An 18,708-nucleotide genomic window follows, 5' to 3' on the forward strand; every position below is an offset into this window, starting at 1 on the left:
TCTCTGTTGTAGTCGTGCGGTCATCGACCCGCGGGGTCGGAGGGACCGGCACTGCGCCAGCACCGGCGCCTACTGCGCAGCAAGATCTCACACGGATCACACGGAGAGGTGCACACTCCCGTCGCTGCTTCTCATGGGTCGCGCCCTCACCGGGCGGAACCGCCCCCGCGGCCCCCTTCACCCAGGCTCGTTCTTGCAATTCCCCGTGCCCCACTGCGGCGGACATTCCTTGAGACGCGCCACATCAAGGAAGGTTCTCCGTGACACAGGCACGCGCGAACGATCGATCCGCCCGCACCCGCTCCGCCTACAAGGGCGCCCCCAAGGGCGGCGGCCGCCGCTTCGGCGCCGCCGGCGGCCGCGGCGGTGCGCCCCGCCAGGGGCAGGGCAAGGGCGGCTCGGGCCGCAGGAACGTGACGTCGGGGGAGTTCGCCCTCCCCAAGACGATCACCCCCGCGCTCCCCGCCGTCGAGGCCTTCGAGGACCTCGGCCTCCCCGGCGAGATGCTCGCCACTCTCGGCAAGGAAGGCGTCACCGCGCCGTTCCCCATCCAGGCGGCCACGCTGCCGAACTCCCTGGCCGGCCGTGACGTCCTCGGCCGTGGCCGCACCGGCTCCGGCAAGACCCTCGCCTTCGGCCTGCCGCTGCTCGCCCGCACGGCCGGCCGCCGTGCCGAGCCCCGCAAGCCGCTCGCCCTCGTCCTCGTCCCCACCCGGGAGCTCGCCGGACAGGTCAACGACGCGCTGACCCCGTACGCCCGCTCCGTGCGGCTGCGGATCGCGACCGTCGTCGGCGGCCTGTCGATCGGCAAGCAGGCGTCCGCCCTGCGGGCCGGCGCCGAGGTCGTCGTCGCGACGCCCGGACGGCTGAAGGATCTGGTCGACCGGGGCGACTGCATACTCGACGAGGTCGCCATCACGGTGCTCGACGAGGCCGACCAGATGACCGACATGGGCTTCATGCCCCAGGTCACCCGGCTGCTCGACCAGGTCCGGCCCGACGGCCAGCGCCTGCTCTTCTCGGCCACGCTCGACCGCAACGTCGACCAGCTCGTCCGCCGCTACCTCAGCGACCCGGTGGTGCACTCCGTCGACCCGTCCGCGGGCGCGGTGACCACCATGGAGCACCACCTGCTCCACGTCGACGAGACGGACAAGCGCCAGACGACCACGGAGATCGCCGCGCGCGACGGCCGGGTCATCATGTTCCTCGACACCAAGCACGCGGTGGACCGCCTCACCAAGCACCTGCTGAACAACGGCGTGCGCGCCGCCGGCCTGCACGGCGGCAAGTCGCAGCCGCAGCGGACGCGGACGCTCACCCAGTTCAAGGACGGTCACGTCACCGTCCTGGTGGCGACGAACGTCGCCGCGCGCGGCATCCACGTCGACGACCTCGGCCTGGTCGTCAACGTCGACCCGCCCGGCGACCCCAAGGACTACCTCCACCGCGGCGGCCGTACGGCCCGCGCCGGCGAGTCCGGCAGCGTGATCACCCTGGTCACGCGGGACCAGCGGCGCGACGTCGCCCGGCTGATGTCCCAGGCGGGCATCACCCCGCGCATCACGCAGGTACGCCCGGGCGACGAGGAGCTGACCCGCATCACCGGCGCGCGGACGCCCTCCGGTGTCCCGGTCGTCATCACGGTCCCGGTCGCGGAACGCCCCCGCCGCACCTCCTCCTCCCCGTCCCGCAACCGTCGCCGTCGCGGCGCACCGGGCCGTCAGGGGCAGGGCCAGGGCCAGGGCGGCACGGCCAAGGGCGGCGCCCAGGCCGGCCAGGACCGCGCCGCCGGCCGCACCCGCCGCAGCGACGACGCGGCCCCGCGCCGCAAGCCGCGCACGAAGCCGTCGATGGACCGCGCGGCCTAGCAGGACCCCGGTACCGGGCGCGTAGTCGTCCGGTACGGAACGGCGGTGGCCGGCGACTTCGCCGGCCACCGCCGTTCGTCGTCCACCACCTCGATGGGGTGGACGCGAGGGCGCCCGGCCTGCGTGGACGCCGCGCGGCGCCGCCGACGGTCCGTGTCGGCAGAGCTGGTAGACGACAAGGCGACAGGACGAGAGGGCCGCAGCGCCGGACGGGCGTCGTCGCCGCGCGGGTCCTCGCTGCCGGACGCGTGGTGCCCGGCGGAGGCGGGCGCCGTACGGGCGTCGGCCAGGTGCATGGGCCCGTAGCCGCCGGTGACGCTCGGGGCGCCGTCGTGCGCGTCCCAGCGGGACTGCAGATAGGAGACGCCCAGCAGCACGCTCTGCGGGACCCCGGCGGCCACGTTTCGGCAGGCGCCGAACCAACCGCCAGCTAGCGTGCCCTCATGAGCGTCCCCGCCGCCCCCTCCGACCGCCACCACTCCACGCGACCCGCCCGAGGTGCGGCATGACCCCCCTCGAGATGCTCGGGGTGTTCGGCGCCGGGGCCGGGGCCGGGGCCCTGAACGCCGTCGTCGGGTCCGGCACGCTCGTCACGTTCCCCGTGCTGCTCGCCGCCGGGCTGTCGCCCCTGACCGCCACCGTGTCCAACGCCCTCGGACTCGTGCCCGGCGCCGTCAGCGGGGCCGTCGGGTACCGCCGTGAACTGGCAGGGCAGGGCCGCCGCGTCCGCAGGCTGGCCGTAGGCTGCGCGTTCGGTGGGATCACCGGCGCCGTCCTGCTGCTCGCCCTGCCCGCCGAGGCGTTCGAGACGATCGTGCCCTGTCTGGTCGGGCTGGCCCTCGTCCTCGTCGCCCTCCAGCCGCTGATCAGCCGCAAGGTGCGGGAGCGCCGGTCCGCGGACCGGCCCGTGAAGCGGGACGGCGGGCGGACGCTGTTCGCCGGGCTGACACTCGCCAGCGTCTACGGCGGCTACTTCGCCGCCGCCCAGGGAATCATCTACATCTCCCTGATGGGACTGCTCCTCGACGAGCCTCTCCAGCGGCTCAACGCCGTCAAGAACGTCCTCGTCGCCGTCGTCAACACGGTCGCCGCCGTCTTCTTCCTCTTCGTCGCCGACTTCGACTGGACCGCCGTCGCCCTCATCGCGGCCGGCTCCACGCTGGGCGGACAGCTCGGGGCCGCGACGGGCCGCCGCTTCCCGCCCGCCGTCCTGCGCGCCCTCGTCATCGCCGTCGGCGGCGTCGCTCTCGTCCAGCTCGTCCTGCGCTGAAGGCGAGCGGGCGCACGCGCCCGCGAGCCGGAAGGCTCCGTCACGCCCCTTGCCGTCCGCGTGCGGCCGCAGTTTCATCCCGTTAGGAAACTTTCCTAACCACCCATGTCCCGGACGGAGTCCCCCCACATGACACCGGTCCCCCACACAGCATCAGCCTGTCCGAAACCACCTCCGCGACCGCGTCCGAAAGCGAGTGCGCGCCCCGGCGCTCTCCTCAAGGCCCTCGCCGGCGCCCTTCTCCTCCTCCTGACCGCCGCCCTGCCCGCCACCGCCCGCCCCACCGGGTACCGTGCGGACGTGCCGATCATGAACCGCGCCACCACCCCCGTCGACGCCAACGGCCGCCTCCAGGTCTGCGGCACCCAGCTCTGCAACCAGCACGGCGCCCCCGTCCAGCTGCGCGGCATGAGCAGCCACGGCACCCAGTGGTACGCCCAGTGCCTGACCGACGCCTCCCTCGACGCCCTCGCCCACGACTGGCGCGCCGACGTCCTCCGGGTCTCCACCTACGTCCAGGAGGGCGGCTACGAGACCGACCCCGCGCACTTCACCGCCCTCGCCGACCGGCTGATCCGGCAGGCGAGCGACCGCGGCCTGTACGTGATCGTCGACTGGCACATGCTGACCCCCGGCGACCCCACGGCCAACCTCGACCGCGCCACCAGGTTCTTCACCGACATCGCGAGCCGCCACAAGGACCGCGTGAACGTCCTCTACGAGATCGCCAACGAGCCCAGCGGCGTCAGCTGGTCCCGCATCAAGGAGTACGCCGAGCGGATCATCCCGGTCGTCCGCGCCCAGGACCCCGACGCGCCCGTCCTCGTCGGCACCCGGGCCTGGTCGTCGTTCGGCGTGTCGGAGGGGGCCGACGAGTCGGAGGTCGTGAACGACCCGGTCGACGCCTCCAACATCATGTACACGTTCCACTTCTACGCCGCCTCGCACCGCGACGAGTACCTCGCGGCCCTTTCCCGCGCCGCCGACCGGATCCCCGTGTTCGTGACCGAGTTCGGCACGCAGAACTACGCCGGTGAGGGCGCCGACGACTTCGCGATGTCCCAGCGCTACCTCGACCTCATGGCGCAGAAGAAGATCAGCTGGGTCAACTGGAACTTCTCCGACGACCACCGCAGCGGAGCCGTGTTCACCCCGGGCACCTGCGCCGCCCACGGCCCCTGGACCGGCACGCAGTCGCTCAAGCCCGCCGGCGTCTGGATCCGCGACCGGATCAGGGCGTAGGACCGTACGGACGCCCGACGGCCGGCACCTGCCCCGCGGGTGCCGGCCCCCCACGCGAGGCGGGGGTCACCTCACGGCAGGATCGAGTCCACGTACCCGCCGTCCACCCGCACCGCGCCGCCCGTCGTCGCCGACGCCTGCTCGGAGGACAGGTACACGACCATGTTGGCGATCTCCTCCGGCTCGATCAGCCGCTGCAGCAGCGACTGCGGCCGGTACTCGCGCATGAAGGCGCGCTGCGCCTCCTCCCACGGCAGGTCGCGGTCCACCAGCTCGTGGACGAAGTCCTCCACCCCGCCCGTGTGCGTCGGACCCGCGATGACCGAGTTCACCGTGACGCCCGTGCCCGCCGCCTGCTTGGCGAAGCCGCGGGTCACGGCGAGCAGCGCGGTCTTCGACATGCCGTAGTGGATCATCTCGGCCGGGGTGACGATCGCCGAGTCGCTGGCGATGTTCTGCACCCGGCCCCAGCCGCGCTCCGTCATCCCGGGCAGCAGGAGACGGATCAGGCGGACCGCCGACAGGACGTTCACCTCGAAGTAGCGGCGCCACTCGTCGTCGCTGATCTCCAGCGGGTCGGCGGAGCCGAACACGCCGAGGTTGTTCACCAGGACGTCCACCCGGGGGAGCGTCTCCACGACCCGCCGGGCGCCCTCCTCCGTGGTGACGTCCGCCGCGACCGGCACCACCTCGGCCCCCGGCACCTCCCGCTCCAGCGCGGCCGCGCCCTCCCGCACCCGCTCCTCCGAGCGCCCGTTCACCGCTACCCGCGCCCCCGCCCGCGCGAGCCCGGCGGCGATCGCCGCCCCGATGCCCTGGGTGGAACCCGTGACCAGCGCCGTACGGCCCTTGAGATCGATCTGCACGTCCTCACCTCTCCCAGCCGGACAGGACAGCGCGGCCTCGGGGGCGGCGGACCACCGCCCGCGCGGGCGCGCGCCTCTCGGCCCGCCCCGACTTCCCCTCAGCCCGCCGCCGAATCACCGCCCGCAGCCCTGCTTCGGCGCGCCCCGCGCGGGCACCCGCCCACGCATCACCGCGCGCGCCCGTCCGGGCATACGCTGCACAAGGGGGCCCGGTGAGACGGGACGCGAAAGGCGGGAGACGACGTGACGGCCGACCACCCGGACGAGCGACAGGGGCGTGACACGGGAACGAAGGAGCCACGCACCACCGGCGAGAACCTGCTGCACGGGCTGGAGGTGGACGCCCGGCGGCCGGAGCGCCCCGTGCTGCTGGACGCCGACGGCACCCCCATCGAGACGTGGCGCGAGAACCACCCGTACGACCGCAAGATCCGCAGGTCGGAGTACGAGCGCACGAAGCGCGTCCTGCAGATAGAGCTGCTGAAGATGCAGCGGTGGGTGAAGGACACCGGCCAGCGGATGGTCGTCGTCTGCGAGGGACGCGACGCGGCCGGCAAGGGCGGCACCATCCAGCGGTTCATGGAACGCCTCAACCCGCGCGGCGCACGCGTGGTCGCCCTGGAGAAGCCGACCGAGCGGGAGGCGGGGCAGTGGTACTTCCAACGCTACGTGGCCCACCTCCCGGCCCGCGGCGAGATCGTCTTCTTCGACCGTTCCTGGTACAACCGGGCCGGCGTCGAGCGGGTCATGGGCTTCTGCACGGAGGAGGAGTACCGGCTGTTCCTGGAGCAGACCCCGCTGTTCGAGAAGCTCCTCACCGACGACGGCATCATGCTGGTGAAGTTCTGGTTCTCGGTGTCCCGGGCCGAGCAGCGCACCCGCTTCGCCATCCGCCAGGTCGACCCGCTGCGGCGCTGGAAGCTGTCGCCGATGGACCTGGAGTCGCTGGACCGCTGGGACGACTACACCAAGGCCAAGGTGGAGATGTTCCGCGCCACGGACACCCCGCACGCGCCGTGGACGGTCGTGAAGAACAACGACAAGCGGCGCGGGCGCCTCGAGGCGATGCGCAGTCTCCTCGACCGCTGCGACTACCCGGCCAAGGACCACGAGGCGCTCGGCAAGCCGGACCCGCTGATCGTGGGCGCGGCGGACACCCTGCTGGAGCCCGGCGAGGAGCCGGAGGCCCTCTCCCCGACGCCCCTGGCCGGCCCCGGGCACAGCCCGGGCAGCCACCCGGAGGACGACGCGTACTGACAGGGCGAGCCGGCGCGGCCGCGCCGGCAGGCTCACCTAGCCGTGGCCGGCAGGCTCACCCAGCCGACCCCGACACGCTCACCCCGAGGCCACGGCCACCGTCACCTCACCGGCTCCCGACGCCTCCGCCCCGCCCGGCACCCGCACCGTGAACGGCCGGTCCGTGCCCGACGCCGTCACCCTCAGCATGTCCCCGTCCCGCCGGACGTGGAATGTCGCCGCCGGAAGACCCGCCGTGTCCGGCACGGTGACCTCCGCCGTGTAGTCGGACGCGTCCGACGGGTGGACCAGCAGCACCGGCGCGTCCAGCCAGTCGCCGTCCGGGCGGGAGTCGTCCCCGGCGAGCGGCAGCACCGCGCCCTCACGGACGTACAGCGGGAGGCTGTCGTAGCCGTGGCGCTCGGTGCGCCAGCACGGGCCCGTCACCCGCTCGCCGCTCAGCAGATGCGTCCAGGTGCCCTCCGGCACGTACACCTCCACGTCGCCGTCCGCGCTGAACACGGGCGCTACCAGCAGGTCGCGGCCGAGCATGTACTGGCGGTCCAGCGGGCGGCACGCCGGGTCGTCCGGGAACTCCAGCAGCATCGGCCGCATCACCGGCACGCCCGTGCGGTGCGCCTCGGCCGCCGCGCCGTACAGGTACGGCATCAGCCGGTGCTTCAGCAGCGTGAACTGCCGGGCGACGTCCACCGCCTCGTCGCCGAACTCCCACGGCACCCGGTACGACGTGGAGCCGTGCAGCCTGCTGTGCGACGACAGCAGACCGAAGGCCAGCCAGCGCTTGAACACCTCCGGGGAGGGCGTGCCCTCGAAGCCGCCGATGTCGTGGCTCCAGAAGCCGAACCCGCTCAGCGACAGCGACAGACCGCCGCGCAGCGACTCCGCCATCGCCTCGAAGGACGACCAGCAGTCGCCGCCCCAGTGCACCGGGTACTGCTGCCCGCCGGCGGTCGCCGACCGGGCGAAGACGACCGCCTCGCCCTGTCCGCGCTCCTTCTCCAGCAGCTCGAACACGGTGCGGTTGTACAGGTGCGTGTAGTAGTTGTGCATCCGCTCGGGGTCCGAGCCGTCGTGCCAGACGACGTCGGTCGGGATGCGCTCGCCGAAGTCCGTCTTGAAGCAGTCCACCCCCTGGTCGAGCAGCGCCTTCAGCTTGCCCTGGAACCAGGCGCGGGCGTCCGGGCCGGTGAAGTCGACCAGGCCCATGCCGGCCTGCCACAGGTCCCACTGCCACACGTCGCCGTCGGCCCGGCGCACCAGGTGCCCGAGCGCCGCGGCCTCGTCGAACAGCGGCGACTTCTGCGCGATGTACGGGTTGATCCACACGCTGATCCGCAGGCCCTTGTCCTTGAGCCGGGCCAGCATGCCCTCCGGGTCCGGGAACACCTCCGGGTCCCACCGGAAGTCGCACCACTGGTACTCGCGCATCCAGAAGCAGTCGAAGTGGAACACCGACAGCGGTATGCCGCGCTCCGCCATGCCGTCGACGAAGGAGGTCACCGTCGCCTCGTCGTACGAGGTGGTGAACGACGTGCTCAGCCACAGGCCGAACGACCAGGCGGGCGGCAGCGCCGGGCGGCCGGTGAGCGCGGTGTACCGGCCCAGGACCTCCTTCGGCGTCGGGCCCGCGATCACGTAGTACTCCAGCGTCTGGTCCTCGACGCTGAACTGCACCTGCCCGACGGACTCCGAGCCGACCTCGAAGGAGACCTGACCGGGGTGGTTGACGAAGACGCCGTAGCCGCGTGAGGAGAGGTAGAACGGGACGTTCTTGTAGGCCTGTTCGCTGCTGGTGCCGCCGTCGGCCTGCCACACGTCGACGGTCTGGCCGTTCTTCACGAACGGGGTGAAGCGCTCGCCCAGGCCGTAGACGTTCTCGCCGACGCCGAGGGACAGCCGGCTCAGCACGTGGTGCGTCCCGTCGGCGGTGGTGGCGTACGCCGTGCTCTTGACGCCCGCGCGGGTCAGCTCCCGCCCGTCCGCGTCGAGGAAGGTGAGCCCGAAACCGCCCTCCGTGTCCAGCCGCAGGGTGAGCGGGCCGCTGGTCAGCTCCGTGACCGCGCCGTCCCGGCGCACCTCGCCCGCGCCACCGGCCTCCGAGGCCAGCGCGAAGTCAGGTCCGGGCCTGCGCTTCCCGGCGTGATGGGTGACCCGCACGCCGACGACGCCCTCGGCGGGGGAGAAGCAGTCGACCGTGACCAGCGGGGCGTTCAGGGTGTCGCCCCGACGCGTCACCCTTTTCGTCGACGCATAGATGGTGAAGCGCTTCGATTCCGCGCGGACATCTCGCACCTCGGTGGCGTACGAGATCTGGACGCCGTCGCGGATGCGCCAGAAGCCGTCGGTGAATTTCATGGTCTTCCTCGGGATGGGGAGGGCGAAGGAGGTGCGAGGGGAACCTCTGACCAGGAACTATGACAGGATCCGCGGAACCTGTCACGCCCTGGCGCAAGGAGATCGTGCCGCTGGGGGGCTAGCGCGACAGACTCGCGCTGACGTATTAGTAAACAGGCCAAACAAATTACACCCCGGTGCAGCGCCAGACGAGACCCCGACCGCGGCGGCCCGTTGTCGAAGCGCTTCACCTACCCTTCCACAGAGCCGCCGGCCTCGGTACCCGCCGGGCCGGTCCCACCCAGGGGCACCCACCGTGACAGCACATCCAACGGTTGCCGCACGTCGTCCGCGCCTCCGCGGACGCGCCCGCAGAGCCGTCACCTCGCTCGCCGCCGCGTCGGCCCTCGTCGCCACGGCGGCGCTGACCGGCTGCGCCGCCGGGCGTGACGACGACGTGTACACCGTCCTGAACTCCTCGACCGACGAGACCTACCACCGCTGGGACGCGGAGGCGATGGCCCGCTGCGGCAAGCGGCTCGGCGTCACCGTCGAGCAGCAGAGCGTCCCCGCGTCCCAGGTCATGACCAAGGCGCTGCGCATGGCCTCGTCCAAGTCACTGCCGGACGTCGTCCAGTTCGACGCCTCCGAGATGCCGGTGTTCGCCGAGGCCGGGGGACTGGCCGACCTGCGCACCCTCGGCCTGTCCACCGACCATGTGCCCGACGGCATCGTCGACTTCGGCTCCTACCGGGGCACGTACTACGGGGCCGCCCGCTCCGTGAACACCCTCGCCCTCTTCTACGACAAGGACGTCCTCGCCGAGGCCGGCATCCGCACCCCCGCCACCTGGGACGATCTGCGCGAAGCCGCGCGCGAGCTGACCCGCGGCAAGCGCTACGGCCTGGCGCTCAGCGCGGGCGGCGCCGAGGACGGCGTCTTCCAGTTCACCCCGTTCATGTGGTCCAACGGCGGCGACGAACGCGAGCTCGACAGCCCGGAGGTCGTCGAGGCGCTCGACTTCTGGAAGGCGCTGCTGAAGGACGGCTCGCTCTCCCGGTCCACGGTCAACTGGACCCAGGCCGACGTCAACGACCAGTTCATGGCCGGAAACGCCGCCATGATGATCAACGGCCCCTGGCAGGTCGAGACCCTCAACAGCGACCCCGACCTCAACTGGGGTCTCGCCGAGATCCCGGTCCCCGAGGCGGGCGCCGACTCGGTCGCCCCGCTCGGCGGCGCCGTGCTCACCGTGCCCCGCACCGGCGACGACGGCCGCCAGCGCATGGCGGGCCGGATCGTCGCCTGTCTGACCGGCGAGAAGGAACAGCTCAGCTACGCCCTCAACAGCTGGATGGTCCCCGCCGACGAGCGGGCCGCCGCCGTGTGGCGGTCGAAGGTGCCCGAACTGGACGCGCTGGCCGACCAGGTGGCCACCGCGCGCTCCCGCACCGCGCAGGTCGGCGCCGGCTGGCCGGCCGTCTCCCTCGCCCTGCAGAGCGCCTTCCAGTCCGCCCTCACCGGACAGTCCAGCGAGGCCGCCCTGAAGCGCGCCCAGCAGCGGGCCACGAGCGGGAACTGAGGTAAGCGCCCATGACCACGTCCACCGCCACCGCCCCGCCGGCCGCCGCGCCCAGGAAGAGCGCCGCGCCCGGCCCGGCCCGCGCCCGGCTGTGCCGCAGGCTCACCCGCTGGGGCTTCGTCGCCCCCGCCGTCGTCTTCATGCTGCTGTTCTTCGGCTACCCGCTCGTCCGGAACGTCGTGATGAGCTTCCAGCACTACACGCCGAAGACCTTCTTCACCGGCGAGGCCCCCTTCAACGGCGCCGACAACTGGTCGTCCGTCTTCCAGGACGCCCTGTTCGGCAAGGCCCTCTGGCACACCCTCGTCTTCACGGCGGGCTCCCTGCTCGGCCAGTTCTGCGTCGGCCTGGCCCTCGCCGTCTTCTTCAACCGCCGCTTCCCCCTCGGCGGCGTCCTGCGCTCCCTGATCCTGCTGCCCTGGCTGGTGCCCATGGTGGTGTCCGGCGTCGTCTGGCGCCGCATCCTCGACCAGGACACCGGCGTACTCAACACCTTCCTCGACACCTTCGGCCTCGGCGGACACACCCCGTGGCTGACCAGCCCCGGCACGGCGCTGCTCTCGGTGATCCTGGTGAACGTCTGGATCGGCATCCCGTTCAACATGGTCATCCTCTACGGCGGCCTCCAGGAGATCCCCAAGGAGCTGTACGAGGCGGCCTCCCTGGACGGCGCCTCCGCCTGGCGCGCCTTCCGCTCCGTCACCCTGCCGCTGCTCAAGCCGGTGATCACGGTCGTGCTGGTGCTCGGCTTCATGTCGACGGTGAAGATCCTCGACCTGATCCTCGCCCTCACCGACGGCGGCCCCGCCGACGCCACCCAGACCCTGGGCACGCTCACCTACCAGAACTCCTTCGTGGAGCTGGACTTCGGCGCCGGTGCGGTCGTCGGCAACGTCCTGATCCTGATCTCCGCCGTGTTCGCGGTGTTCTACCTGCGGGCCAACCGCACCGAGGGGAAGTGACCGCCATGGCCGTCCACGCGCCCACCGCGCCCCGCCGCCGCTGGGGCTCCACCGTCGCGGGTCTGCTCGTCCTCGCGGTGATGCTGTTCCCGCTGTACTGGATGCTCAACACCGCGCTCCAGCCCGACTCCGGCCTCCTCCAGGTCGACCCGGTCCCCCCGGGGCTCGACCTCTCCGGCTTCACCAAGGCGCTCACCGACCAGGGCGGCAACCTGCTGACCTCCCTGCTGGTGTCCGCCGGCGCCGTCGTGATCTGCCTCGCGGTCGCGGCGCCCGCCGCCTACGGCCTGGCCCGCTTCGGCCTGCGCGGCTCGCGCACCATCGTGTTCGGCACCCTGATCACCCAGATGGTCCCGGGCATCGTCATCGCCAACGCCCTCTACACCTCGTACGTCGACCTCGGCCTGGTCAACTCCTACGCCGGGCTGATGCTCGCGGACGCCTCGCTCGGCATCCCCTTCTCCATCGTGCTGATGCGCTCCTTCATGGTGTCCGTCCCCGGCGAGGTGATCGAGGCCGCCGAGATCGACGGTGCCGGACCGGTCCGGGTGTTCCTGCGGGTGGTGCTGCCGATGAGCCGCAACGCCCTGATCACCTCGGGCCTGTTCGCCTTCCTGTTCGCGTGGAGCGACTTCATGTTCGCCCTCACCCTGAACACCACGGACGACGTCAAGCCGATCACGCTGGGCATCTACCAGTACATCGGCGCGCACGTCGGGGACTGGGGCTCGGTCATGGCCGCGGCCGTGCTCTCCACCGTGCCCGCCGCGATCCTGCTCGTCCTCGCCCAGAAGTACATCGCCGCCGGCATCACCGGAGGCTCCGTCAAGTGACCGCAGAACCAACCGATATGGACCCGAACCGCATGAACGACTTCCCCCGGTTCCCGCCCGGCTTCGTCCTCGGCGCCGCCACCGCCTCCTACCAGATCGAGGGCGCGGCACGCGAGGACGGACGCGGCCCGTCGATCTGGGACACCTACAGCCACACCCCCGGCCGGGTGGCAGGCGGCGACACCGGCGACGTCGCCTGCGACCACTACCACCGCTACCCGGAGGACGTGGCCCTGCTGCGCGACCTCGGCGTGGGCTCGTACCGCTTCTCCGTCGCCTGGCCGCGGATCGTGCCCGACGGGTCGGGACCGGTGAACCCCAAGGGCCTGGACTTCTACTCCCGGCTGGTCGACGAACTCCTCGCCGCCGGCGTCGAACCGGCCGTCACCCTCTACCACTGGGACCTCCCGCAGGCCCTGGAGGACCGGGGCGGCTGGCGCGTACGGGAGACGGCGGAGCGGTTCGCCGAGTACACGGCCGTCGTCGCCGACCATCTGGGCGACCGTGTGCCCCGCTGGATCACCCTCAACGAGCCCTGGTGCAGCGCCTTCCTCGGTTACTCCGTCGGCCGCCACGCCCCCGGCGCCCAGGAGGGCCGCGGCGCGCTCGCCGCCGCGCACCACCTGCTCGTCGGCCACGGACTCGCCGTACAGGCGCTGCGCGCGGCCGGGGTGCGCGAGGCCGGCATCACCCTCAACCTCGACCACCACCTCCCCGCGACGGACTCCGACGCCGACCGGGCCGCGGTGGTACGCGCCGACACCCTGCACAACCTGGTCTGGACGGAGCCGATCCTCGCCGGGCGCTACCCGGACACCGAGGAGGAGACCTGGGGCGAGCTGATCACCGGGCAGGACTTCCGCCGTGACGGCGACCTGGAGCTGATCGCCCGGCCGCTGGACTTCCTCGGCGTCAACTACTACCGCCCGATCGTCGTGGCCGACGCCCCGCACCGCGAGAGCGACCCCGCCCTGCGCGTGGCCACCGACAACCGGTACGCCGAGGTGCCGATGCCGGGCGTCCGGCGGACCGATATGGGCTGGCCGGTGGCGCCCGGCACCCTCACCGACCTCCTGGTGGAGCTGAAGGAGCAGTACGGGGACGCCCTGCCGCCCGTGCACATCACGGAGAACGGCTCGGCCGAGGACGACCGGGTGAGCCCCGACGGGGCGGTGCACGACACCGACCGCGTCGACTATCTGCGCGGCCATCTCACCGCGCTGCGGGCCGCGCTGGACGCGGGCGTCGACGTCCGCGGCTACTACGTGTGGTCCCTGCTGGACAACTTCGAGTGGGCCTTCGGCTACGACAAGCGGTTCGGCATCGTCCACGTCGACTACGCCACCCAGCGGCGCACGCCGAAGGACAGCTACCACTGGTACCGGCGTCTGATCGCCGCCCAGCGGCCCTGACGGGGAACGCGCCTCAGGCGGCCGTGGCGCCGTCCACGTCCGCCACGGGGCGCACCCCGGCGGCCTCCCCGGGCTGCACGGCGGCGGGCCTGCGCAGCAGGAGCAGCGCCGCGTCGTCGTGCAGCCGGCCGCCCACATGGTCCAGCAGGTCCTCGTGCAGCGCGGCCAGCGTCCGGTCCGGCTCGTCGCACAGATGCCGGGTCAGCCCCTCGGTCAGGGGGTAGAAGGCGCGCTCGGCGTCCCGCGCCTCGGTGACGCCGTCGGTGTAGAGGAGCAGCTGGTCGCCGTCGCCGAAGGGCACCACCTGGAGGCGGGGGGAATGGTCCGACAGGGCGCGCAGTCCGAGCGGCGGCGCGGGGTGGTCGGTCTCGACGGCCGTCACCTCGTCGCCGTGGATCAGCAGCGGGGGAGCGTGACCGCAGTTGACCATCTCCAGCCGCCCGGGCTCCGGGCAGCCGGCGACCACCGCGGTGACGAAGTCGTCGCCGCCCAGGTTGCGCGCCAGGCTCCGCTCGATCCGGCACACCACGTCCAGCAGGTCCGGCTCGTCGTACGCCGCCTCCCGGAACACACCCAGCACCAGCGCGGCCGTCCCTACGGCCGGCAGCCCCTTGCCCCGCACGTCGCCGACGATCATCCGCACGCCGTGCGGAGTGGGGACGAGGGCGTAGAGGTCGCCGCCGATCCGGGCCTCGGCGGCGGCCGCGCTGTAGCGCACCGCCACCTGGAACGGGCCGACCCTCCCCGGCACCGGCTGGAGCAGCGCGTGCTGCGCGGTCTCCGCGACGGAGCGCACGGCGGCCAGCACCCGCTCACGGCGTGCCCGCAGGGCGCTGGCGAGGGCGCTCGCCAGGGTGACGGTCACCAGGGCGGCCAGCACGACGGCCAGGTGCGGCACGGCCATGTCGTGCCGGTAGGCGATGCTCGCGCCGAGCAGGATGGCCAGGGCGCCTACGCCCAGCACCCCGCGGGGCCGGCTGGTGGCGGCAGCCAGCGCGGGACCGGTGGCGAGCAGCGGCAGCCAGATCCGGCCGGTGCCGGCCGCCATGTCGATGGACACGATGATGACCAGGATCGCCACGGGCAGAGCCGGCGTCTCGGCGACCCGGTGCGCGCACGCCCGGGTGCGGGGCGATCGGAGGCACGCCAGTCCGCGCGGGTACGGCCGTATGGCCGAGCGGTCGCGTCCATGCTGACGGGCGTGACTCATGTGCTGTCGGGTTCCTCACCTGTGCGCGTGTCCGGATTGCGTGCTTCTTCAAGCAAAGGTGATGGTGCCCGGCATCACAAGAACGCGGATTTCACATAGTGAGTGACAGGCTGCGGGTGACCCGGTGGGCGGTCGGCAGCAGCCGCTCGCGGACCTCGTCGATCCGGTCGAGCCGGGTGCGCGGCATGGACACGCCGATGGAGCCCAGGGTGCCCCCGCTGTACACCGGCACCGCCACGCACACCGTGCCCAGCGCGTACTCCTCCAGGTCCGTCACGGCCGGGGCGAGGGGCGTCGACTCCAGCCGGCGGATCAGCTCCACCGGGGTGGTGACCGTGTGCGGGGTGAGGTCGTTCAGCGTGTGCCGGGACAGGTACTCCTTGCGGGACTCGTCGTCCAGCTCCCGCAGCACGGCCTTGCCGAGCGCGGTGGCGTGGCCGGCGTCCTCGAACCCCACCCACAGGTCGACGCGCGGGGTGCGCGGTCCGTCCACGATCTCGGAGACCCGGATCTCGCCGTCCTCGTAGAAGGTGAGGTAGGCGGCGCTGTCCAGCTCGTCGCGCAGCGCGGAGAGGGCGGGCCGGACCCGGGCGAGCAGCGCCTGGCTGCGGCCGCCGGAGTACAGGGTCTGCAGCCGGTCGCCCAGGACGAAGCTGCCGTCGTCGAGTTTCCGCAGGTAGCCGTCGTGCACCAGGGTGCGCAGCAGATGGTAGGCGGTGCCCAGGGGCAGTCCGGTCTCCCGCGCCAGCTGCTTGGCCGGCGCGCCCGTCTCGTGCGCGCTCGCCGCCTCCAGCAGCCGGAAGGCCCGCTGCACGGAGGAGATGAGCGTCGGGCTGGCACCCATGTGTCCAGCGTGCGCCCCCCGTCCGCCGAGGGCAAGGGAAGCCCCTGCTCCATTCGGAACGGGGGCTTCCGAGCGCTGTGCGGGGACACGGCCGGCAGGTCAGCCGTCCTGCCCGTTTGCCGCGGCCGGCCGGTCGCTGAGCGCCACGTCGAAGACGTGCATCACTCCCCGGTCGGTGCTCCGCGGCAGCACGACGGCCGCCATCCGCTTCGCCGGGTCCAGCGCCACGGGCCGCGTCCCGAACACCTTGGTCTGCGCGGTGTCCGAGCCGCCCGCCGCCCGGTCGCCTTCACGGCCCACGGCGTCGTCCAGAGCGGCTGAGCCACGACGCGCGGCGCGCGGACACGAGATGTGGAACCTTCTCCTCCCCAATTCTTGCTTGAACCGTTGACAGGTCCATACCAGGGCGGGAGGCTCCGTGAGAGCGCTCTCACACCCGTAGTCGGCCACTCGTCGAACGGAGAACGACCATGCTGCGCACCCTCAGACGCCGGGTCACCGCCGTGGCTCTGGGCATCGCCACCGCGCTGGGCGGCGGCTGGCTCGCCGCCGGGGTCCCGTCCCCCGCGCACGCCGCGGTCCCGGCCACCATCCCGCTCACCATCACGAACAACTCGGGCCGCGCCGAGCAGATCCACATCTACAACCTGGGCACCGAGCTGTCGTCCGGCCGGCAGGGCTGGGCCGACGCGAGCGGCGCCTTCCACCCCTGGCCCGCGGGCGGCAACCCGCCGACCCCCGCGCCCGACGCCTCCATCCCGGGCCCGGCGCCCGGCCAGTCCACCACCATCCAGATGCCCAAGTTCTCCGGCCGCATCTACTTCTCCTACGGCCGCAAGATGGAGTTCCGGCTCACCACCGGCGGCCTGGTGCAGCCCGCCGTGCAGAACCCCACCGACCCCAACCGCGACATCCTCTTCAACTGGTCCGAGTACACGCTCAACGACTCCGGACTGTGGATCAACAGCACCCAGGTCGACATGTTCTCCGCGCCCTACACGGTCGGCGTGCGGCGCGGTGACGGCTCCACGCTGACCGCCGGCAAACTGCGCCCCGGCGGGTACAACGGCGTGTTCAACTCGCTCAGAGCGCAGGGTGGCGGCTGGGGGAACCTCGTCCAGACCCGCTCCGACGGCACCGTGCTGCGCGCCCTGTCCCCGCTCTACGGGGTGGAGACCGGCGCCCTCCCGGCGTCCGTCATGGACGACTACATCAACCGCGTCTGGGACAAGTACACGGGCACGGACCTGATCGTCACGCCGTTCACCGACCGTCCCGACGTCCGGTACACCGGCCGGGTCTCCGGCGGCATGCTGCGCTTCAGGGACGGCTCCGGCAACGAGGTCACCGCCTTCCAGAAGCCGGACGCCTCGTCCGTCTTCGGCTGCCACCGCCTCCTCGACGCCCCCAACGACCAGGTGCGCGGCCCCATCTCGCGCACCCTCTGCGCGGGCTTCAACCGCACCACCCTGCTCACCAACCCGAACCAGCCCGACCGGAGCGCGGCCGGCTTCTACCAGGACCCGGTCACCAACCACTACGCGCGCATCGTCCACGCGCACATGGCCGACGGGAAGGCGTACGCCTTCGCCTTCGACGACGTCGGCGCCCACGAGTCGCTCGTCCACGACGGCGACCCGCGCGGGGCGTCCCTGACGCTCGACCCGCTGGACTGACCGCACCTCCCCGCGCCGTGTCCGGCCGGACCTCCGGCCGGACACGGCGCACCTGACGCACCGTCGGCGGACGTCCCTTGTGTCCCGCGATCACCACGGGCGCGCGGGCACCATAGGGTTGCCACCATGTCTGCCTCGCTGAACGCCGGTAAAACGAGCGCCGCGCTGCGCACCTCGGCACGCATCTCGGGGGAACTGCTGCTGGTCCTGGTGGCCACCGGGGTGGCCCTCTGGCTGCTGGGCCGGATGTGGTCGGTGGTCTGGCCCCTGATAGTCGGCCTGCTGCTCACCACGCTCACCTGGCCCCCGACCCGCTGGCTGCTGCGGCGCGGACTGCGCCCCGCGGTCGCCGCCTCCCTGGTGACCGTGCTGTTCCTGCTGGTCGGCGCGGGCACCGTGGCACTCATCGCCGTGCCTGTCGCCTCGGAGGCCGGCGAACTCGGCGACGGCGTCGTCGAGGGCGTGGAGAAGCTGCGAGAGTGGGCCGAGGGCCCGCCGCTGAACATCGACGACGCCCAGATCACCGGCGCCTTCGACGCCGCGACCGCCCGCCTCCAGGACAGCGCCGGGTCCATCGCCACCACCGCGGTCACCGGCGTGAGCACCGTCTTCAGCGGCATCGTCACCGCCGTCCTGGCGCTCTTCCTGATGTTCTTCTTCCTCAAGGACGGGCCGCGTTTCCTGCCGTGGCTGCGCCGCCAGCTCCCCGGCCGGCTCGCCACCGATGTGCCGGCCGTCGCCGCGCGCTGCTGGAACACCCTCGGCGCGTTCGTGCGGTCGCAGGCGCTCGTCGGCCTGATCGACGCCGTGCTGATCGGCCTCGGCCTGTGGATCCTCGGCGTGCCGCTGGTCCTGCCGCTCGCGGTGCTGACGTTCGTGTCCGCGTTCGTGCCCATCGTCGGCGCCCTGTTCGCCGGACTGGTCGCCGTGCTGATCGCGCTGGTGTCCAACGGCTTCATGGACGCGCTGCTGGTGCTGGTCCTCATCGTGGTGGTGCAGCAGCTCGAGGGCAACGTCTTCCAGCCGATGATCCAGAGCCGCGGCCTCGGTCTGCACGCGGCGGTCGTCCTGCTGGCGGTGACCCTGGGCGGCAGCCTCGCCGGCATCGTCGGCAGCCTGCTCGCCGTGCCGGCCGCCGCGCTCGTCGCGGTCGTCTGGAACTACCTGCGCGAACAGCTCACCGACCCGCCGGCGCCCCAGCCCCCGGCCCCGTCGTCGCCCGGACCTCCGGAGCCGTCCGCGCCGGAACCGTCCGCGCCGGAACCGTCCGCGCCGGAGCCCTCGGCGCCGCGGCCTTCCGCGCCGCAGTCCCCTGCGCCCGGCGCCCCCGCCGCCTGACCGCCCTCCGA

Annotated in this window: 15 protein-coding genes and 1 pseudogene; 10 read left to right on the forward strand and 6 right to left on the reverse strand. The window is 72.5% G+C overall.

Annotated features, from left to right (window positions below; translation table 11 throughout):
- Positions 1-260 precede the first annotated feature (260 nt).
- Positions 261-1,871 carry a DEAD/DEAH box helicase gene (locus ACQY0Z_RS29995; protein WP_254586801.1) on the forward strand — a complete coding sequence of 537 codons (1,611 nt, stop codon included), beginning with the start codon at positions 261-263 and terminating at the stop codon, positions 1,869-1,871.
- Between the two features lie 191 nt (positions 1,872-2,062).
- On the opposite strand, the pseudogene ACQY0Z_RS30000 reads toward ACQY0Z_RS29995, so the two are convergent.
- Positions 2,063-2,350 (reverse strand): annotated as a pseudogene (locus ACQY0Z_RS30000) (N-acetylmuramoyl-L-alanine amidase); the annotation flags it as partial.
- A gap of 26 nt (positions 2,351-2,376) precedes the next feature.
- On the opposite strand from ACQY0Z_RS30000, the gene ACQY0Z_RS30005 reads away from it, so the two are divergent.
- Together ACQY0Z_RS30005 and ACQY0Z_RS30010 are read left to right on the forward strand one after the other, a co-directional pair.
- Positions 2,377-3,141 carry a sulfite exporter TauE/SafE family protein gene (locus ACQY0Z_RS30005; protein WP_189900629.1) on the forward strand — a complete coding sequence of 255 codons (765 nt, stop codon included), beginning with the start codon at positions 2,377-2,379 and terminating at the stop codon, positions 3,139-3,141.
- 309 nt (positions 3,142-3,450) lie between these two features.
- A complete protein-coding gene (locus tag ACQY0Z_RS30010; RefSeq protein WP_347224742.1) occupies positions 3,451-4,383 on the forward strand; it encodes a glycoside hydrolase family 5 protein in 933 nt (310 codons plus the stop codon).
- Positions 4,384-4,454: 71 nt separating this feature from the next.
- Here the strand turns inward: ACQY0Z_RS30010 and ACQY0Z_RS30015 are convergent, their stop codons facing one another.
- Positions 4,455-5,249 (reverse strand): SDR family NAD(P)-dependent oxidoreductase, encoded by a 795-nt coding sequence (locus ACQY0Z_RS30015; RefSeq protein WP_254586802.1) that lies wholly within the window; start codon positions 5,247-5,249, stop codon positions 4,455-4,457.
- A gap of 243 nt (positions 5,250-5,492) precedes the next feature.
- Here ACQY0Z_RS30015 and ppk2 point away from each other — a divergent pair, with 243 nt between their 5' ends.
- Entirely contained in the window at positions 5,493-6,506 is a 1,014-nt protein-coding gene (gene ppk2, locus ACQY0Z_RS30020) for a polyphosphate kinase 2 (protein WP_189900633.1), read from the forward strand.
- Positions 6,507-6,584: 78 nt separating this feature from the next.
- Here ppk2 and yicI read toward each other — a convergent pair whose 3' ends face one another.
- A complete protein-coding gene (yicI, locus tag ACQY0Z_RS30025) occupies positions 6,585-8,861 on the reverse strand; it encodes an alpha-xylosidase (RefSeq protein ID WP_347224737.1) in 2,277 nt (758 codons plus the stop codon).
- A gap of 295 nt (positions 8,862-9,156) precedes the next feature.
- Here yicI and ACQY0Z_RS30030 point away from each other — a divergent pair, with 295 nt between their 5' ends.
- From ACQY0Z_RS30030 to ACQY0Z_RS30045, 4 genes are read left to right on the forward strand one after another with little or no spacing between them, the layout of a single operon-like run.
- Positions 9,157-10,422: an ABC transporter substrate-binding protein gene (locus ACQY0Z_RS30030; protein ID WP_347224736.1), complete on the forward strand. Its 1,266-nt coding sequence runs from the start codon at positions 9,157-9,159 to the stop codon at positions 10,420-10,422.
- An 11-nt stretch (positions 10,423-10,433) separates the two neighbouring features.
- On the forward strand, positions 10,434-11,384 hold the full coding sequence (locus ACQY0Z_RS30035) for a carbohydrate ABC transporter permease (RefSeq protein ID WP_347224735.1): 951 nt from the start codon (positions 10,434-10,436) through the stop codon (positions 11,382-11,384).
- A 5-nt stretch (positions 11,385-11,389) separates the two neighbouring features.
- Positions 11,390-12,217 carry a carbohydrate ABC transporter permease gene (locus ACQY0Z_RS30040; RefSeq protein ID WP_347224734.1) on the forward strand — a complete coding sequence of 276 codons (828 nt, stop codon included), beginning with the start codon at positions 11,390-11,392 and terminating at the stop codon, positions 12,215-12,217.
- 32 nt (positions 12,218-12,249) lie between these two features.
- A complete protein-coding gene (locus ACQY0Z_RS30045) occupies positions 12,250-13,629 on the forward strand; it encodes a GH1 family beta-glucosidase (protein WP_439813120.1) in 1,380 nt (459 codons plus the stop codon).
- Positions 13,630-13,642: 13 nt separating this feature from the next.
- On the opposite strand, the gene ACQY0Z_RS30050 is transcribed toward ACQY0Z_RS30045, so the two are convergent.
- The 3 genes from ACQY0Z_RS30050 to ACQY0Z_RS30060 all read right to left on the reverse strand — a co-directional run bounded on the left by ACQY0Z_RS30050 (position 13,643) and on the right by ACQY0Z_RS30060 (position 15,983).
- Positions 13,643-14,839 carry a PP2C family protein-serine/threonine phosphatase gene (locus tag ACQY0Z_RS30050; RefSeq protein WP_439813121.1) on the reverse strand — a complete coding sequence of 399 codons (1,197 nt, stop codon included), beginning with the start codon at positions 14,837-14,839 and terminating at the stop codon, positions 13,643-13,645.
- A 91-nt stretch (positions 14,840-14,930) separates the two neighbouring features.
- Positions 14,931-15,683: an IclR family transcriptional regulator gene (locus ACQY0Z_RS30055; protein WP_189900648.1), complete on the reverse strand. Its 753-nt coding sequence runs from the start codon at positions 15,681-15,683 to the stop codon at positions 14,931-14,933.
- 99 nt (positions 15,684-15,782) lie between these two features.
- Complete coding sequence (locus ACQY0Z_RS30060; RefSeq protein WP_347224732.1) at positions 15,783-15,983, reverse strand: hypothetical protein; 201 nt, start codon at positions 15,981-15,983, stop codon at positions 15,783-15,785.
- Positions 15,984-16,153: 170 nt separating this feature from the next.
- On the opposite strand from ACQY0Z_RS30060, the gene ACQY0Z_RS30065 reads away from it, so the two are divergent.
- Both ACQY0Z_RS30065 and ACQY0Z_RS30070 read left to right on the forward strand, forming a co-directional pair.
- Positions 16,154-17,359, forward strand: a complete 1,206-nt coding sequence (locus ACQY0Z_RS30065) for a glycoside hydrolase family 64 protein (RefSeq protein WP_189900654.1) — start codon at positions 16,154-16,156, stop codon at positions 17,357-17,359.
- Positions 17,360-17,485: 126 nt separating this feature from the next.
- Positions 17,486-18,697 (forward strand): AI-2E family transporter, encoded by a 1,212-nt coding sequence (locus tag ACQY0Z_RS30070; protein WP_439813122.1) that lies wholly within the window; start codon positions 17,486-17,488, stop codon positions 18,695-18,697.
- Positions 18,698-18,708: the final 11 nt, after the last annotated feature.

It is taken from the genome of Streptomyces sp. P9-2 (genome assembly GCF_051903975.1).
Lineage (GTDB): Bacteria > Actinomycetota > Actinomycetes > Streptomycetales > Streptomycetaceae > Streptomyces > Streptomyces cellulosae.

Excerpts from the sequence above, each read along its gene's own strand:
- ACQY0Z_RS30005 (WP_189900629.1), top strand. The coding sequence starts at position 2,377 with ATGACCCCCCTCGAGATGCTCGGGGTGTTCGGCGCCGGGGCCGGGGCC.
- ACQY0Z_RS30010 (WP_347224742.1), top strand. The coding sequence starts at position 3,451 with ATGAACCGCGCCACCACCCCCGTCGACGCCAACGGCCGCCTCCAGGTC.
- yicI (WP_347224737.1), bottom strand. The coding sequence starts at position 8,861 with ATGAAATTCACCGACGGCTTCTGGCGCATCCGCGACGGCGTCCAGATC.
- ACQY0Z_RS30035 (WP_347224735.1), top strand. The coding sequence starts at position 10,434 with ATGACCACGTCCACCGCCACCGCCCCGCCGGCCGCCGCGCCCAGGAAG.
- ACQY0Z_RS30040 (WP_347224734.1), top strand. The coding sequence starts at position 11,390 with ATGGCCGTCCACGCGCCCACCGCGCCCCGCCGCCGCTGGGGCTCCACC.
- ACQY0Z_RS30045 (WP_439813120.1), top strand. The coding sequence starts at position 12,250 with ATGAACGACTTCCCCCGGTTCCCGCCCGGCTTCGTCCTCGGCGCCGCC.
- ACQY0Z_RS30050 (WP_439813121.1), bottom strand. The coding sequence starts at position 14,839 with ATGAGTCACGCCCGTCAGCATGGACGCGACCGCTCGGCCATACGGCCG.
- ACQY0Z_RS30055 (WP_189900648.1), bottom strand. The coding sequence starts at position 15,683 with ATGGGTGCCAGCCCGACGCTCATCTCCTCCGTGCAGCGGGCCTTCCGG.
- ACQY0Z_RS30065 (WP_189900654.1), top strand. The coding sequence starts at position 16,154 with ATGCTGCGCACCCTCAGACGCCGGGTCACCGCCGTGGCTCTGGGCATC.
- ACQY0Z_RS30070 (WP_439813122.1), top strand. The coding sequence starts at position 17,486 with ATGTCTGCCTCGCTGAACGCCGGTAAAACGAGCGCCGCGCTGCGCACC.